Origin of the sequence: Roseinatronobacter bogoriensis DSM 18756 (assembly GCF_004366635.1) — a bacterium.
GTDB lineage: Bacteria > Pseudomonadota > Alphaproteobacteria > Rhodobacterales > Rhodobacteraceae > Roseinatronobacter > Roseinatronobacter bogoriensis.
Genome location: NZ_SORN01000002.1, coordinates 368829 through 384994, shown reverse-complemented (window position 1 = coordinate 384994; position 16166 = coordinate 368829). Strand labels below are relative to the sequence as shown.

Annotated in this window: 17 protein-coding genes; 7 read left to right on the top strand and 10 right to left on the bottom strand. The window is 58.6% G+C overall.

The window, feature by feature from the left end; genetic code table 11:
* Positions 1-27: 27 nt before the first annotated feature.
* From EV660_RS06565 to radA, 4 genes are all read right to left on the bottom strand, one after another.
* Complete coding sequence (locus EV660_RS06565) at positions 28-462, bottom strand: DUF1284 domain-containing protein (protein WP_071480916.1); 435 nt, start codon at positions 460-462, stop codon at positions 28-30.
* Positions 459-1913: an amidophosphoribosyltransferase gene (gene purF, locus EV660_RS06560; protein ID WP_071480915.1), complete on the bottom strand. Its 1455-nt coding sequence runs from the start codon at positions 1911-1913 to the stop codon at positions 459-461. Before purF ends, EV660_RS06565 begins: the two co-directional genes overlap by 4 nt.
* 78 nt (positions 1914-1991) lie before the next feature.
* Positions 1992-2543: a CvpA family protein gene (locus EV660_RS06555; RefSeq protein ID WP_071480914.1), complete on the bottom strand. Its 552-nt coding sequence runs from the start codon at positions 2541-2543 to the stop codon at positions 1992-1994.
* Positions 2544-2570: 27 nt separating this feature from the next.
* Positions 2571-3929 (bottom strand): DNA repair protein RadA, encoded by a 1359-nt coding sequence (gene radA, locus EV660_RS06550; protein WP_071480913.1) that lies wholly within the window; start codon positions 3927-3929, stop codon positions 2571-2573.
* Positions 3930-4065: 136 nt separating this feature from the next.
* On the opposite strand from radA, the gene EV660_RS06545 reads away from it, so the two are divergent.
* The 3 genes from EV660_RS06545 (at position 4066) to EV660_RS06535 (ending at position 7570) form a co-directional block, all read left to right on the top strand.
* Positions 4066-5289, top strand: coding sequence for an acyl-CoA dehydrogenase (locus EV660_RS06545; RefSeq protein WP_071482150.1), 1224 nt, complete (start codon positions 4066-4068; stop codon positions 5287-5289).
* Between the two features lie 119 nt (positions 5290-5408).
* The gene (locus EV660_RS06540; protein ID WP_071480912.1) at positions 5409-6101 is read left to right on the top strand and encodes a GntR family transcriptional regulator; all 693 of its coding nucleotides are present in this window, start codon (positions 5409-5411) and stop codon (positions 6099-6101) included.
* A gap of 74 nt (positions 6102-6175) precedes the next feature.
* Positions 6176-7570, top strand: coding sequence for an aspartate aminotransferase family protein (locus EV660_RS06535; protein WP_071480911.1), 1395 nt, complete (start codon positions 6176-6178; stop codon positions 7568-7570).
* A gap of 5 nt (positions 7571-7575) precedes the next feature.
* On the opposite strand, the gene EV660_RS06530 is transcribed toward EV660_RS06535, so the two are convergent.
* A complete protein-coding gene (locus EV660_RS06530; protein WP_071480910.1) occupies positions 7576-8895 on the bottom strand; it encodes an NAD(P)/FAD-dependent oxidoreductase in 1320 nt (439 codons plus the stop codon).
* A gap of 59 nt (positions 8896-8954) precedes the next feature.
* On the opposite strand from EV660_RS06530, the gene speB reads away from it, so the two are divergent.
* Together speB and EV660_RS06520 are read left to right on the top strand one after the other, a co-directional pair.
* The gene (gene speB, locus EV660_RS06525; RefSeq protein WP_071480909.1) at positions 8955-9929 is read left to right on the top strand and encodes an agmatinase; all 975 of its coding nucleotides are present in this window, start codon (positions 8955-8957) and stop codon (positions 9927-9929) included.
* Positions 9926-10390 (top strand): DUF1499 domain-containing protein, encoded by a 465-nt coding sequence (locus tag EV660_RS06520; protein WP_071480908.1) that lies wholly within the window; start codon positions 9926-9928, stop codon positions 10388-10390. Before speB ends, EV660_RS06520 begins: the two co-directional genes overlap by 4 nt.
* Here EV660_RS06520 and EV660_RS06515 read toward each other — a convergent pair.
* Both EV660_RS06515 and EV660_RS06510 read right to left on the bottom strand, forming a co-directional pair.
* Positions 10380-10988, bottom strand: a complete 609-nt coding sequence (locus tag EV660_RS06515) for a COG3650 family protein (RefSeq protein WP_071480907.1) — start codon at positions 10986-10988, stop codon at positions 10380-10382. The genes EV660_RS06520 and EV660_RS06515 overlap by 11 nt on opposite strands.
* 80 nt (positions 10989-11068) lie before the next feature.
* On the bottom strand, positions 11069-11545 hold the full coding sequence (locus EV660_RS06510; protein WP_071480906.1) for an Lrp/AsnC family transcriptional regulator: 477 nt from the start codon (positions 11543-11545) through the stop codon (positions 11069-11071).
* Positions 11546-11770: 225 nt separating this feature from the next.
* Here EV660_RS06510 and EV660_RS06505 point away from each other — a divergent pair, with 225 nt between their 5' ends.
* Positions 11771-12580: a ferredoxin--NADP reductase gene (locus EV660_RS06505; RefSeq protein WP_071480905.1), complete on the top strand. Its 810-nt coding sequence runs from the start codon at positions 11771-11773 to the stop codon at positions 12578-12580.
* Between the two features lie 268 nt (positions 12581-12848).
* Here EV660_RS06505 and EV660_RS06500 read toward each other — a convergent pair whose 3' ends face one another.
* The 3 genes from EV660_RS06500 to EV660_RS06490 form a co-directional block, all read right to left on the bottom strand.
* On the bottom strand, positions 12849-13550 hold the full coding sequence (locus EV660_RS06500; RefSeq protein WP_071480904.1) for a corrinoid protein: 702 nt from the start codon (positions 13548-13550) through the stop codon (positions 12849-12851).
* 154 nt (positions 13551-13704) lie between these two features.
* Complete coding sequence (gene bmt / locus EV660_RS06495; RefSeq protein ID WP_071480903.1) at positions 13705-14736, bottom strand: betaine--homocysteine S-methyltransferase; 1032 nt, start codon at positions 14734-14736, stop codon at positions 13705-13707.
* 175 nt (positions 14737-14911) lie between these two features.
* Positions 14912-15223: a DUF1476 domain-containing protein gene (locus EV660_RS06490; protein WP_071480902.1), complete on the bottom strand. Its 312-nt coding sequence runs from the start codon at positions 15221-15223 to the stop codon at positions 14912-14914.
* 172 nt (positions 15224-15395) lie between these two features.
* Here EV660_RS06490 and purC point away from each other — a divergent pair, with 172 nt between their 5' ends.
* Entirely contained in the window at positions 15396-16157 is a 762-nt protein-coding gene (gene purC / locus EV660_RS06485) for a phosphoribosylaminoimidazolesuccinocarboxamide synthase (RefSeq protein ID WP_071480901.1), read from the top strand.
* Positions 16158-16166 lie beyond the last annotated feature (9 nt).

Sequence of the window (16166 nt, the reverse complement as noted above, 5' to 3'; positions counted from 1 at the left end):
TGTTTTAAAACGTTGAAAGGGCGGGGATTATCCCCGCCCTTTTTCCTTGTGGCGCATGTGCAAGGCTGACAATGCGGTTTCACACAAGCCAAGCTCCAGCCATTGGCAGCCCCCGCAGAGCTGTTCAAGCGACCCTTGCGGCACGCGCGCCACGATACGCGCCTGTGCCTCGGCCCATGTCAGGCTATCGCCATCGCGCAATGACAATGCATCCGCGTGGCGCGTGTCGAGGGTGTTGATCTTTGCAGCTTCCTTACAGGATAAACCGCGCTTGTGGGGGCAGGGGGCGCAGATGCTATCGGCCTGATATGTGACCTGTATCCGAACCGCGCCGCCGTCAGGCGCGCGAAGCCGGTTTACGATTGCAGCCATATTCTGGGTGAAAGCACCGGAATAGCCTTTGCCCTGAAACCCCAGCGTGCACAGGAAGTGATGCGGGCGGAACGAAATGCCTTCGGTCATTCCGCCGCTTGTTTGGGGGTGAAGCCACGCTCGATCATGTCATGCGGTGCTACCGGGTATTCCCCCGAGAAGCAGGCATCGCAATATTGAGGGCAGCTATTGTTGCGGCCCCCCGCTTCGCCTGCGGCGCGATACAGCCCGTCCAGTGTGACAAATTTCAGGCTGTCCACCCCGATATGGTCGCGCATTTCTTCTTCGGTCATATTCGCCGCAAGCAGGTTTTCGCGCTCTGGCGTGTCGACGCCATAGAAACATGGCCATGCTGTCGGGGGCGAGGCGATACGGAAATGAACTTCGGCCGCGCCCGCCTCAAGGATCATTTCCTTGATCTTCTGGCTGGTTGTGCCGCGAACAACCGAATCATCTACCAGAATGATCCGCTTGCCCCGGATCAGCGCGCGGTTCACGTTCAGCTTCAGCCGGACCCCCATGGACCGGATCGCCTGTGACGGCTCGATAAAGGTGCGGCCCATATACTGGTTGCGCGTGATCCCCAGCGCGAAAGGTATGCCGGATTCCTGACTATACCCAATCGCGGCAGGTGTGCCGCTATCGGGAATAGGGCAAACCAGATCGGCCTCGACCGGGGTTTCGCGGGCAAGTTCCACCCCGATCTGGCGGCGCGTCTCATAGACCGAACGGCCACCGAAAAAGCTGTCAGGGCGCGAAAAATAGACGTGTTCAAAGATACAGAAGCGCGATTTTTGCGCGGCAAAGGGCTGAACGCTTTCAACACCTTTTTCGCTGATCACAACCATTTCACCCGGTTCAATCTCGCGCTCAAACTCAGCGCCGATAATGTCCAGCGCGCATGTCTCGGATGCCAGAACCCAGCCCTGATGCAAACGCCCCAGCACAAGCGGGCGCACGCCCAGCGGGTCACGGACACCAATCAGTTTGGTGCGCGTCATCGCCACGATGGAAAACGCCCCTTCTGCACGGCGCAGGGCGTCTTTCATCCGTTCCGGAATGGTTTTCTGAAACGACCGTGCCATGAGGTGGATCAGGCATTCACTGTCTGAACTGGACTGGAAGATTGATCCACGCTCGATCAATTCACGCCGAATCGAATCGGCATTGGTGATATTGCCGTTATGCGCCAGTGCCGCCCCGCCCATGGCAAATTCACCAAAGAAAGGCTGCACATCACGGATCTGCGTGGCCCCTTTGGACCCCGCCGTGGAATAGCGCACATGCCCGATCCCGATAGAGCCGGGCAGCGATTCGATCACACCTGATTTGGTGAAGTTGTCGCGGACCAGCCCGAACCTATGGGCAGAGTGAAAACCGGTTTCAGGATGATGCGTGATGATCCCTCCCGCTTCCTGTCCGCGATGCTGCAGGGCATGAAGTCCAAGGGCTACGAAATTCGCCGCATCCTCGACCCCGATACACCCAAAAACGCCGCATTCTTCACGCAGCTTGTCGTCATCGAACGGATGGCTGAGCATGGAGCACTCGCATATCATTGGCAGATTGCGACGCTGTAACGCATCTGTTCAGCGCTGTCACGCGCTGAACGCCTCACATCAGCGACAATTCGACACCAGTTCCTCATATTTTTGCACCAGCCAGTTTGGTGCATCCTCTGGAACGGCCTCATTCAGGTTGCCCGAAAGCTGGGCGAATACGGATGCGGAACGCGATTGCTCGACCATTTCGACTGATCCTTGCGGAACCGCGCGGTCAAAGACCAGCAACGCAATGGCCACCAGCAATATCCCCCGTGCGATCCCGAACAGGAAGCCTGCGCCTTGGTCCACACCCCCAATCGCTGAATTGCGCACGAATGACGAAAACAGCGGGGTAAAGAGGGCGGCAAGAACCAGCACCACTGCAAAGACCACCGCGAAAGACGCGATCACAGTCAATTCGCAGCTATCGCCCAGAAAACTGCCAAGATAGGGGATTTCGCGCACCAATGGCTGCACTGCCGGGGCAAAGATGAAGGCCAGCACGGCGGCCGCGACCCAGCCGAGGATGGCCAGCGCCTCGCGCATGAAGCCGCGCGAATATGCCAGGATGCCTGACACGATGATGACCACCGCAACGCCGGCATCAACGATGTTAAAGCCTTCCATGCCCGTCTCCTATTTCATGCGCCACACTCAACCAGCGCCAAATACCTGCCCGACCACTTCTGCCAGATCGGGCATTTCCTTCAATACAATACCCGGTATCGTGGCAGGTTTCAGCAGCCGGGGTGCAATCGCTTCGCAAAAACCAAGTTTTTGCGCTTCTTTCAACCTGTTTTCGGTCTGGCTGACAGGTCTTAGCGCGCCAGACAGACTTATTTCCCCAAAAACAACTGTTTCGGCGGGCAAAGCAATATCTTCCCGCGCAGAAAGAAGTGCGCAAGCAATGGCCAGATCGGCGGCGGGTTCATGCACACGAATGCCCCCGGCAACATTCATGAACACGTCCATGCCCGCAAAGGGAATGCCGCAACGCGCCTCCAGCACGGCGAGAATGGTGGATAGCCGCGCCGAATCCAGCCCCACGACAGTGCGACGCGGGGTACCCAGCGTTGAGGGGGCAACCAGCGCCTGAATTTCTGTCAGCATCGGGCGCGTGCCCTCAATGCCTGCAAACACAACCGAACCGGGGGCAGGGGTGCCGCGCTCGGATAGAAACAGCGCCGAGGGGTTGGACACTTCGGCCAGACCCGCGCCGGTCATTTCAAACACGCCAATTTCATCCGCAGGGCCAAAACGATTCTTCACAGCGCGCAGGATCCGAAACTGGTGACCGCGCTCTCCCTCGAAATAGAGGACCGTATCGACCATATGCTCGACCACGCGCGGCCCCGCGATCTGGCCTTCTTTGGTGACATGGCCCACCAGCACCACAGATACCCCGCGACGCTTGGCGAAACTGACCAGCTCATGCGCGGCGGCCCGCACCTGACTGACAGAACCCGGGGCCGATTCGACCGTATCGAGCCACATGGTCTGAATCGAATCAATGACCACCAGATCAGGGCATTCTGTATCAAGCGTTGACAGAATGTCGCGCAAGCTGGTTTCAGCGCCCAGTTGCACCTTGGCCTGTGCCAAGCCCAGACGCGCGGCGCGCAGCCGGACCTGTGCGGCGGCCTCCTCGCCCGAAATATACATGCAACTCAGACCGGAATTGGCAAAAGCCGCGACCGCTTGCAGCAGCAAGGTCGATTTGCCGATGCCCGGATCACCCCCCACCAGAATGGCAGACGCCGCGACCAGCCCGCCTCCCAGAACGCGGTCGAGTTCCGCCATGTTTGATGCGCTGCGCGGCGGTGGCGCCTCGGATTCAGCAAGTGTGCTTAAGGCGATGTTGCGCCCTTTGCCAAGGCGCGTGCCGGGACCAGCGGAAACGGGTTTATCCTCAACAATACTGTTCCAGGCACCACATGCTTCGCAGCGCCCGGCCCATTTGCGATGGGTCGCGCCGCAGGCTGTGCAGGAAAACTGGGGAAGAGATTTGGCCATGCGCCGTTATTGCAATCGCCGCGCCCCATCGCAAGCGCCATCGCGCCCAAGCGAATTCATGCGTCTTCATCTTTCTTATGGGCGAGAGGTTCGATATATCCTGTTGCCAACCGTTATGCGATGCAAGGAGGTTGCCATGCCACTCGACAAACCTGCGCTCAAAGCCAAGGATGCGCCTGATCTGGGAAAGTTTAACTGGGAAGATACCTTGCGGCTGGAAACCCAACTGACCGAAGATGAACGTATGCTGCGCGATGCTGCGCATGAATTCGCGCAGACTGTGCTGCAACCGCGGGTCATTGCCGCCTATCGCGACGAGACATCGGACCCGGAATTGTTCCGCCTGATGGGGGAGGCGGGATTGCTTGGTGCCACACTGCCCGAAGAATATGGCGGGCTTGGCGCGTCTTATGTGACCTATGGGCTGATCGCGCGCGAGATCGAGCGCGTGGATTCGGGCTATCGGTCAATGATGTCTGTGCAATCGTCACTGGTGATCTATCCGATCTATGCCTACGGCTCGGAAGCGCAGCGACAGAAATACCTGCCGGGGCTGGCCTCTGGTGCGTTGATCGGCTGCTTTGGACTGACAGAGCCTGACGCTGGCTCTGACCCGGCAGGGATGAAGACGCGCGCAGAAAAGACGGCGACCGGCTACCGGTTGACGGGCACCAAGATGTGGATTTCCAACAGCCCCTTTGCGGATGTCTTTGTTGTCTGGGCGAAATCCGATGCGCATGACGGCAAGATTCGGGGATTCGTGCTGGAAAAGGGGATGAAAGGGCTGTCTGCCCCGAAAATCGAGGGGAAGCTGTCCTTGCGCGCCTCAACCACAGGCGAGATCGTGATGGACGGGGTCGAGGTGGGCGAAGATGCGCTTTTGCCCAATGTCGCAGGGCTGAAAGGGCCATTCGGGTGTCTGAACCGTGCACGCTACGGCATTGCATGGGGTGTGATGGGGGCGGCTGAGTCCTGCTGGCATGCCGCGCGCCAATACGGGCTGGACCGCAAGCAATTCAACAAGCCATTGGCCCAGACGCAGCTTTTCCAGAAGAAACTGGCCGATATGCAGACTGAAATCACGCTGGGCTTGCAGGCCGCATTGCAAGTGGGCCGCCTGATGGATGACGCGCAGGCAGCACCCGAAATGATCAGCCTGATCAAGCGCAATAATTGCGGCAAGGCGCTGGATATCGCGCGCATGGCCCGCGACATGCATGGCGGCAATGGCATCTCGGAAGAGTATCAGGTGATCCGCCATATGATGAACCTTGAGACAGTGAACACCTATGAAGGCACCCACGATATCCATGCGTTGATCCTCGGGCGGGCGCAGACCGGGCTGCAGGCCTTTTTCTGATGCTGCCTTGCACATTGGCAACAGATGGAAACGTCGGGCTGACGCCCGGCGTTTTTTTGAGTATTTGAAGCAAGAAAATGCGCGAATGCGTGTTGTAGGAATTTGATGGAAGAAAAGATATGACCGACCGGCTGCCTGCGCATCAGATTGCATATCTTTCATTGCGTGACATGGTGTTGTTTGGCGAGTTGGCGCCGGGTGCTGCGGTCACGATCGAGGGGCTGGTGCAGCAGCTTGGCCTGGGAATGACCCCCGTGCGCGAGGCCATCCGTAGATTGATCGCAGAGGGCGCGCTGCAATTGCTGGGCAACCGCCGCGTCTGTGTGCCAAAACTGGATATGCGTGCCTTGGCGGATCTGGGCTATATGCGTGAAGCGGTCGAGGTCAGACTTGCGCAGCAAGCGCTGCCTGAATGCAGTGACGACATAGTTGCGCGCTTGCACGCAATCGATTCCCGGTTGGACGGCGCTATCGCGCGCGGCGACACGCCCGCCTATCTGCGCGAGAATCACGGGTTTCACTTTACGCTTTATGCCTGTGCCGGCTCACATGTTCTGGAAGCGGTCGCTGCGTCATTATGGTTGCGCTTCGGCCCGTCGCTTCGTGTTGTCTGTCTTGGGCTGGAGGGCGCGCGCGGGGGCGCTGTGCAGGGGCGGGATTTGCAACAGCCCGATAACCACAAACGCGCCCTTTCGGCCATCGAGGCAGGCGATCCGGCCGCGTTGTCGGCGGCGATTGCGGCCGATATTGCCCAAGGCGTTGCCAATATTCAGGCGGGGCTTGAAGCAGGGGTTTATGGCCTACCTTCATAATTTGATCAAATTGCTTGACGCGCCCCATAAGCAGGGTATCCTGTGCGCAAATGCTGCGCTGAAGGAAACATTTTATGACACTGACCAATATAGCACCCACGGCAGAGCTTCAGGCACTGGACGCGGCCCATCATATGCATCCCTTCACGGCAAATGCCGCGCTTGGGGCAAAGGGCGCGCGCATTATCACGCGTGCCAGTGGTGTGCGCCTGACCGATAGTGACGGTGCAGAACTGATCGACGGCATGGCGGGGCTATGGTGTGTCAATATCGGCTATGGCCGCGAGGAACTGGCCGAGGCGGCAGCGCGCCAGATGCGCGAATTGCCCTATTACAATACATTTTTTCAAACCAGCCATGTGCCAGCCCTGACACTGGCCGCCCGTTTGGCGGAACTCGCGCCCGGCGACTTGAATCATGTGTTCTTTGCAGGCTCCGGGTCAGAGGCAAATGACACCAATATCCGCATGGTACGGCAATACTGGGCGCTGAAAGGCCAGCCCGAGCGCCGCACGATCATTGCACGCCGCAACGGCTATCACGGCTCGACCATGGGCGGTGGGTCGCTTGGCGGCATGGCGGCCATGCACGCACAAGGCGGGCTGCCCATTCCCGGAATCGTGCATATCGACCAGCCCTATTGGTGGGGCGAGGGGGGCGATATGACGCCAGAGGCATTTGGTCTGGCCCGAGCGCGCCAGTTGGAAGAGAAGATCCTCGAACTGGGCGTAGAGAATGTCGCCGCATTCATTGCCGAGCCAGTACAAGGGGCAGGGGGCGTCATCATTCCGCCTGACAGCTATTGGCCGGAAATCCAGCGCATTGTTGATAAATATGGCATCCTGTTGATCGCGGATGAGGTGATCACCGGCTTTGGCCGACTGGGCCATTGGTTTGGATCGCAAAGCTATGACATCCGACCGCATATCATGACCATCGCAAAGGGGCTAAGCTCTGGCTACCAGCCTATTGGCGGCTCTATCGTTTGTGACGAGGTGGCCCATACGATCGCGCAGGATGAATTCAACCACGGCTATACCTATTCCGGGCATCCGGTCGCGGCGGCTGTGGCGCTGGAAAACCTGCGTATCATGGAAGAGGAGGGTATCGTCGCGCGCGTGCAGTCCGAGACAGCGCCTTATTTGGCGAAAGCATGGGCCTCACTTGCCGATCACCCGCTGGTTGGCGAGGCTGTGTCGCGCGGCATGATGGCCAGTCTTGCGCTGACCCCGGACAAGGCCAGCCGCGCGCGTTTTGCCTCTGATCCGGGAACGGTCGGCTTTGTCGCGCGCGAATATTCATTTGGCAATAATCTGGTCATGCGCCATGTCGGCGACCGTCTGATCATCGCGCCGCCGCTGGTGATCACACCCGACGATATTGACGCGCTGATCTCTCGGGCACGCAAGACACTGGATCAGACCCATGACCATCTTCGGCGCGAGGGTATGTTGCAGGCTGCGGCCTGAGCCTGTCAGGCCCGGGCCTTCATCGGCCCGTCGATCAGCCCTGCAACTGCCATTGCGGCCGCAAGCGCCCATTTGCGCGGGGCGACAAAGCGCGGCAGGGGGCGGCGCGCAAGCGCCGGGACGGCTTGGGTGTTGCCGATCATCGCCCTTGCCGCACAGCGCCCCCCCTCAGAGGCAGCGGCAACACCATTGCCATGCCAGCCCAGCGCAAGCCAAAGCCCTTTTTGCGCGGGGACAGGGCCTATGAACGGGGCGCGCGTGGCTGTCATGCAGACCAGACCATTCCACGAAAACTCTGTTTCGGCCTGTTTGAAATGGGGGAAAGTCAAATCAAATTCTGCGCGCGCCCTCTGGGCAAACTGCGCAACGGAAACAGGCTCGAAGGACAGCCCCCCGCGGGCACCATACATCATGCGATTGTCAGGCAAGAGACGGAAGTAATGCAGCAGAAACCGGGTGTCATAGCCCATCAGATGCCGGGTCCAGCCTTGCGCCTCCAGTTCCTGCTGGGTCAACGGGCGCGTGACCATCACATTCGAGATGGCGGGCAGAATGCGCCGCGCCAGCCAGGGGACAAGATGCTCGTTGCTGTAGCCATTGCTGGCCACAAGCACCTGCCTTGCAACAACCGACCCGGTCGCGGTATCCAGCCGCCAGTGGCCCGCCTGAGGTGTGATCCGGGTCACGCGGCTGTCACCATGAAGGCGCACACCTGCGGTTTGTGCCGCACGTGCAAGCCCTGTGACATAGGCATAGGGGTGCAGCCCGAAACCGGCCCGATTGTAGACCCCACCAAGATAGGTAGAACTGTTGAGCCCTGCCTCGCGCAACGCGTTACGATCGAGCCGCGCCGCGCCTTCATCAAGCGTTTCGGCTTGCAGTTTCGCCCAAGCGCGTGGGCTTGCCGCCAGCGTCAATTCTCCCGGCTCGGTGGTCTGGGCGTCGATCTGGTAGCGGGTCAGATTGTCTTGCACACGCGCAATCGCGTCATGCGTGAACCGGTTCCACTCCGTCGCGGCGTCTTGCCCAAGACGGCGGGTTATCTGGCCCGCATCCAGCCTTGCGCCCCCCAGGCAGCAGAACCCGCCATTGCGCCCCGATGCGCCCCAGCCGGGCTGCGCTGCCTCCAGCACAGCCACATTTGCACTGTGCTGCTCGACCAGTTCCAGCGCCGCATTCAGCCCGGCATAGCCCGCACCGATAATCGCCACCTCGGCCTGTGTTTCGCCATCCAGCGGCGGAAAGGCCGGCAGGCCGACACAGCTGGCGCGCCAGTAGCTTTGCGGCCAGTCTCTATGGTCATATCCCGTCGGTTCATACAGCATGGGGTTGTCCCTGATCTCTCAAGCTACAGTTAAAACACCACAGGCCAGAGGAAAACCAGATGGCATTTGAAAAACCCGGCGCGGACTCGGATAGCGCATTCTTGCGGCAAGGCTTGCAGGGGCTGGCCTTTGAAAACACCTTTGGCGGGGCGACCAGCTTCTTGCGCCGCACATATACAACGGATCTGACCGGCGTGGATCTGGCGGTGACGGGGGTGCCTTTCGATCAGGCCGCCTCGCACAGGGCTGGAACAAGAATGGGGCCGCGCGCCATCCGCGAGGCCAGTTGCCTGCAACCCTGCTATCCGCCCTATGGCTGGGGGTTTGACCCGTTATCCGAATACAGCATCATTGATTACGGCGATCTCGCCTTCGATTTCGCGCGGATACAGGATTTCCCCGAAACGCTGCGCGCACATATTGCCACGATCCTCAAAGCAGGGGCAGGCACGCTTGTGCTTGGGGGCGATCACTACATCACATTACCGATCTTGCGCGCTTATGCGGCGAAATTCGGCCCGATGAGCGTGATCCAGTTTGATGCGCATTCCGATCTGTGGCCGGATGATGACCCTGTGCGCATGGATCACGGCACGATGATGTACAAGGCAGTGCGCGAAGGTTTGGTGAACCCCGCGACATCGGTGCAGGTCGGTATTCGTACAGAATGCACGGACTATCTGGGAATGAATGTGATCGACACATTTGCGTTGCACGAGGCCGGACCAAAGGCTGTGGCCGCAAAGCTGCGTGAAATCGTGGGGCAGACCCCATGCTATCTGAGCTTTGACATAGATGCCCTGGACCCGGCTTTCGCGCCCGGAACCGGTACCCCTGTCTGGAATGGCTTGACCCCCAATCAGGTGGCGGTCATCCTGCGCCAGTTGGCAGGCATCAACATGAAAGGTGGCGATGTGGTCGAAGTCTCTCCTGCGCATGATCCGTCAGGTGTGACGGCGGTCATGGGCGCGCATGTCGGTATGGAACTGATCTGCATCTATTGTCGGGCTTTGCAGGAGATGGGGCGCGCATGATCAAACTGATCCTTCTGGGTGTGGTGGCTGCGGCGTTGGCCCTGGCGGCCTATATCCGGCTTGCCCCGTCTGATCCTGCGCGCTGGCACGAAGATCCGCGCCTTGTCACGCGCCCCTCCACACCGAATTTTCATCTGATCCGCATGGTCGGGGGCGATGCCATGCCTCGGGTGTTTCAATTGGCCCCGGATGCGCTGGCCACCCGGATTGATGAAGTGGCCCGCGCCGATGGCGCCACACTGCTGGCAGGGTCCGTGCAGGCAGGGCATATGACATATCTGACCCGCACGCAGCTGATGGGCTACCCGGATTATACCTCCATCCTGATCGAACCGGCAGGCGAGGGGGCCATGCTGCTTGCATTCGCGCGTGCGCGATTCGGCCATTCCGATATGGGCAATAACCGCGCGCGCCTCGAACGCTGGATCGCCGCGCTGGATGACCCGGCACTTAACGATTGAGTGTGCAACACCCGCTCAGCAAGGGCGCATCCGGCGCAGTCATCAGGCTTATCGCCAGCCCGAATTCGCGGTCGCTCATCCCGTCATTGCAGCTTGCAGGATAGATGAATGCGCTGGCTGGTCCCCCAATGCCGCCCATATGAACCATGCGCCGCAGATCCTCGGCAATGCCGCTATCCTGCGCGATCCAGACGGGCAGATCCTGCCCCGGCATATCAGGCGTGTCGAAATGCAGCGCACCGCCGATATTCGAGGCGGACCAGAACGGCTCTGTCCCATAGCAAAACAGCCCGTCTGGCAGGTTGTAATTGTCGATATGCACCCGGCCCGCGCTCAGGTATCGTAGATTGACCCAGCCAGACCCTTCGCCAGTATTCACACGGCCCCAGGTCCCTTCGTCATTGCCCGCAACGACCTCGACACCTTGGGCGTCATGCGCCAGCGTGCCGATGATCTCTGAACTGGCAGTCGGCTTTGCGCGGACATTCAGCACATCATCGCTTGCAACATCCTGCACATCAAACAGTTGCGGAAAGGGCTGTGCCTGCGCCACAGACGCCATTGTGATGAAAATACAAGAGGCCAGTAATCTGCGCATAATATGCTCCTGATAACCCTGAATGCGGGAAGGATAGGTCAGAAACCAACAGATGCTAAAGGAAATTTGTCCAAAGGTGATCAGCTTTTCGTGTGATCGAGGGGCATTTCGGTCGTGAACTTGATCTCCTCCATCGATAGAAGTGCCGTGACATTGTGAATGGTGACCTCGGAAATCAGCGCCTGATAGAAACGGTCATAGGCCCGCGCATTGGGGACCCGCACTTTCAGGATATAGTCGATATCGCCTGCCAGTCGGTGCGCCTCCATCACTTCGGGGCGCGCGCGCACGGCTTGCAGGAATCGCGCCTGCCAGTCGGCCTCATGCGCAGAGGTGCGTACCAGGACGAAGAAACATGCTTCCAGCCCAAGGGCTTCCGGGTCCAGCAGGACTGTATCGCGCGTGATGATGCCCGCCTTACGCAGCTTGCGTATACGATTCCAGACGGGTGTCTTGCTGGAACTGACCTTGCGCGCGATATCATCCAGGGATTGGCTTGCATCTTGTTGCAATTCAATCAGGATCCGGCGGTCCAATTCGTCCAGATCATGGGCCATGAACGCATTCCTTTCTTGTATCCTGCGCATATATAGAAAAATTTTCTTATATGGGCAAGTTTTAAGCGATTATTGCGGAATTAAATTTTACATTCTCGGGGGTCTGTGAGAAAGGCTGCTCTTGATCTTGATATGAATCAAAGCGTAAACAGGCCGTGACAGTTAGCCAAAGCCGACATCTCTCGCGCAGGATCACGCGCCCTTTTCCAAGTGAAAGCCGAACGAATGACCGAACAAAGCGCAATCGCACCCAAACCCACCCCCACCTTGCCAGATGCGCAGACGGTGACATCTGTGACCCATTACACAGACAGCCTGTTTGCGTTTCGCTGCACGCGGCCCCGGTCGCTGCGCTTTCGGTCGGGCGAGTTCGTGATGATCGGCTTGCTGGGCGACAATGGCAAACCTCTGCTGCGCGCCTATTCCATCGCGTCCCCCTCCTGGGATGAAGAGCTTGAATTCTACTCCATCAAGGTGCCTGACGGGCCGCTGACCTCGCGCTTGCAGCATATCCAGCCGGGGGATGAGTTGATCCTGCGTCCGAAACCCGTCGGAACGCTGGTTCTGGATGCACTGCTGCCCGGCAAGCGGCTATGGATGCTGGCCACGGGCACAGGGATCGCGCCCTTTGCCTCGCTTTTGCGCGACCCTGAAACATGGGAAAAATATGAGCAGGTGATCGTCATGCATACCTGCCGCGAGGCTGCCGAACTGACCTATGGCCGCGAGCTGATCGACGCACTACCAGATGATCCGCTGATTGGTGAACTGGTGGGCGACAAGCTGCTTTACTACCCCACCACCACGCGCGAAAACAGCACCTATATGGGCCGCGTTACCGACAATCTCTCGTCTGGAAAAGTATTCACCGATCTTGGCATTCCGCCACTTGACCCGAAGATGGACCGCGCGATGGTCTGCGGCTCGCTTGCTTTCAACCTCGATGTCAAGAAAATCCTCGAAGATGCGGGCCTGACAGAGGGGGCGAATTCCGCCCCTGCCGAATATGTGGTGGAAAAGGCATTCGTGGATTGAACCACAATTTTATTTTCTTGCCATAAATATTCAAAAAGCGGGCTGACCCTTGGGGCAGCCCGCTTTCTGTTTTACGCTGGTGTTTGCCGTCTGACACAAGATACCTATAACTGCTTGGCGGGACGTTGCGGTCTTTAACCGGCGCGGAATCAAGGCCGAAGGCCGCCGGGCATCGCTATGTCCGTAAAGTCCCGCATAGCCGCCTCTCGTGAAAGCATCGGATCGGATGCGGGAACCTTTCGTCAGGTGGCGAACACTAGGCGTGCTGTCAGCCCGCCGCCATCTGGTTATGTTTGCGCGCAACGAAATCCTTGGCTGTCTCCACGGCAACAGCGGCATCGCGGCAATAGGCATCTGCCCCGATCGCGCGGCCGAATTCTTCGTTCAGGGGCGCACCGCCCACCAGCACGATGTAATCGTCGCGCTTTTTCTCTGCGATCAGCGTGTCGATCACCACCTTCATATAGGGCATTGTCGTGGTCAGAAGCGCGGACATGCCCAGAATGTCGGGTTGTTCCTTTTCCAGCGCTTCCATATAGCTTTCGACCGAGTTGTTGATCCCCAGATCGACGACCTCGAAACCCGCACCTTCCATCATCATGGCAACAAGGTTCTTGCCGATGTCATGGATATCGCCCTTGACCGTGCCGATGACCATCTTGCCCATGCGTGGCGCGCCGGTTTCTACCAGCAAGGGTTTGAGAATGAACATCCCCGCTTTCATCGCATTGGCTGCCAGCAACACTTCGGGCACAAACAGAATGCCGTCGCGGAAATCATGGCCGACGATGGTCATGCCTGCCACCAGCGCCTTGGTCAGAATGTCATACGGCGTCCAGCCGCGTTCAAGCAGGATGTTGACACCTTCTTCGATCTCTTCTTTCAGACCATCATAAAGGTCATCCATCATCTGTTCGACAAGTTCGTCGTCAGAAAGATCAGCAAGGATGATATCGTCTTCTTCAGACATGAAAGCTACCTTTCAAGGCATGCCGGCTGCGGCGGTTACACTATGGACTTCATCCGATTTCGGACAGATTGCCGCAAGGCACTGTCCCAATTGCGACATGGCCCTGCATTCAGACGACCTGTCGCAACAGATTTTGCGTAAAATACCGGTCACATCACGCGTCACTGCGCCGACGGCGACCGCTGGTGCGTGCGCGGCGGTTGTCTGTGTCGCTGCCTTCTTCTGTGCCGTCCACGGCAGAAGAGAAGCCCCCCAGCGCCTGCGTGATCGCCTCTAGCGTGGGGCGCGGGCCGGGTGCGCGTGTTTCCAGCGCTTGGCGCATGGCGCGCAGGTGTTCGGGCATCGTGCCGCAGCACCCGCCGATGATGCGTGCGCCGCAATCGCGGGCAAGCACGGCATAATCGGCCATCAAAGCAGGCGTGCCATCATAATGAATATGCCCGTCATGGTATTTCGGAATGCCAGCATTGCCCTTGGCAATGATCGGCAATTCGCTCCCCGCCTCGACAAAGCCCAGCACTGTGCGCAGCAAATCAGACGCCCCCACACCACAATTGGCCCCAAATGCCAGCGGCTTGTGCTTCAGCTTATGCACCATTTGCGACATCGCGGCAGAGGTGACGCCCATCATCGTGCGGCCTGCGGTGTCAAAGCTCATGGTCCCGCACCACGGCATCCCCGCCAGCGCCGCAGCCTCGGCGGCGGCCTTGTATTCTTCGGGGGCCGAGATCGTCTCGACCCAAAGCACATCTGCCCCGCCTTCTTTCAGCCCTTCGGCCTGTTCATGGAACATTTCGACAGCCAGTTCATGTGTCAGCGACCCCATAGGTGCCATGATATCGCCTGTCGGCCCGACCGACCCCGCCACGATGACGGTGCGACCTGCTTTATCCGCAATCTCGCGCCCGAGTTCTGCGCCCAGCCGGTTCAACTCGCGCACGCGGCCCTGCGCGTCATGCAGTTTCAGGCGGCTGGCATTGCCGCCGAATGTGTTGGTCAGAAACAGGTCAGAGCCTGCTTCGACCGCGTTGCGATACAGTGTGCGGATCTTGTCCTGTTCATCGGCGTTCCACAATTCAGGCGCATCGCCCGACGCAAGCCCCATATTGAACAGGTTTGTGCCAGTCGCGCCATCGGCCAGAAGCCAATCGCGCTTTCCCAGCAGGTCAGAGAGTGCATCGCTCATGTCATGCCTTTCACGGTCACGTGGCGCAAGACCTGCGGTCTGCGCAGATTTGGCTGCGTCTTGTCATAGTGGGTCGCATGACGCAATTTCATATTCCGCATAAGGATAATGACAGATTTTCATGGACACGCAAAAGCTGGCCCATTCGCTACTGACTGCGGAACTGGTGCCTGATTTAGCCTTCCGATAGCTCTGCCTTCGCCTCGGACAGGAAATCGGCCATCTTGGCGCGGATGGTCGCATCATCCGCGTGGCCTGCAAGATCAGCCGAGACTTTGCGCACCACATCTTCATGGCCCGCCTCTTCGAAATCGGCACGGATCACTTCTATTGCGTAATCTTCGGCGGCCTGCCCGGTCTTGCCCAGTAGACCCGCAGCCCAAAGACCAAGTTTCTTGTTGCGCCGTGCAATTGCCTTGAACATCATTTCCTGATCATGGGCATATTTATTCTCGAATGCGCGTTCACGCTCGCTGAAGGTGCTCATATCGTGCCTCGTCCTCGTCAAAAGATTTATTGAAATATGGCCTTTGCAGCGCCGCGCTGCAAGGCGAAAACCGGACCCGTGCACCTAAACACGCTGCCTTGCGGTGTTGACACGGCTGGGCTATAGGGCAGCCACAGCTATGCGCCACCCCCAAACAGAACCGGAGAGCTTTATGGCACGCCGCAACAAGATTTATGAAGGCAAGGCCAAGATCCTGTATGAAGGCCCGGAGCCGGGGACAATGGTCCAGTATTTCAAGGATGACGCGACCGCGTTCAATGCCGAAAAGCGCGATGTGATCGAAGGCAAGGGTGTGTTGAATAACCTCTTGTCAGAATTTTTCATGACAGGCTTGGGCCAGATTGGCGTTCCGACGCATTTCATCAAGCGGATCAACATGCGCGAACAGCTTATCCGCGCGGTCGAGATCATTCCGCTGGAAGTGGTGGTGCGCAATGTCGCCGCAGGGTCCATGTCCAAGCGGCTTGGCATTGAAGAGGGCACGCAACTGCCGCGCCCGATTATCGAATTTTATTTCAAGGATGACGCGCTCGGCGATCCACTGGTTACCGAGGATCAGATTCTTGCCTTCAACTGGGCCAGCCATCAGGATCTTGATGATATGGTCGGGCTGGCTGTGCGCGTGAATGATTTCATGTCAGGCGTCATGATGGCGGTCGGGATCAAACTTGTGGATTTCAAGATCGAGATTGGCCGCCAGTTCGACGGAGAGATGCAGCGTCTTATCGTTGCCGATGAGATCAGCCCGGATAGCTGTCGCTTGTGGGATATGAAAACCGGCCAGAAGCTGGACAAGGATGTGTTCCGCCGCGACCTTGGCAGCCTGACCGATGCTTATTCCGAAGTTGCGCGGCGTTTGGGGGTTATGCCCAAGTCACCGACTCCGATTAGCAAACCAAAGTTGATGAATTGAAAGGCGTCC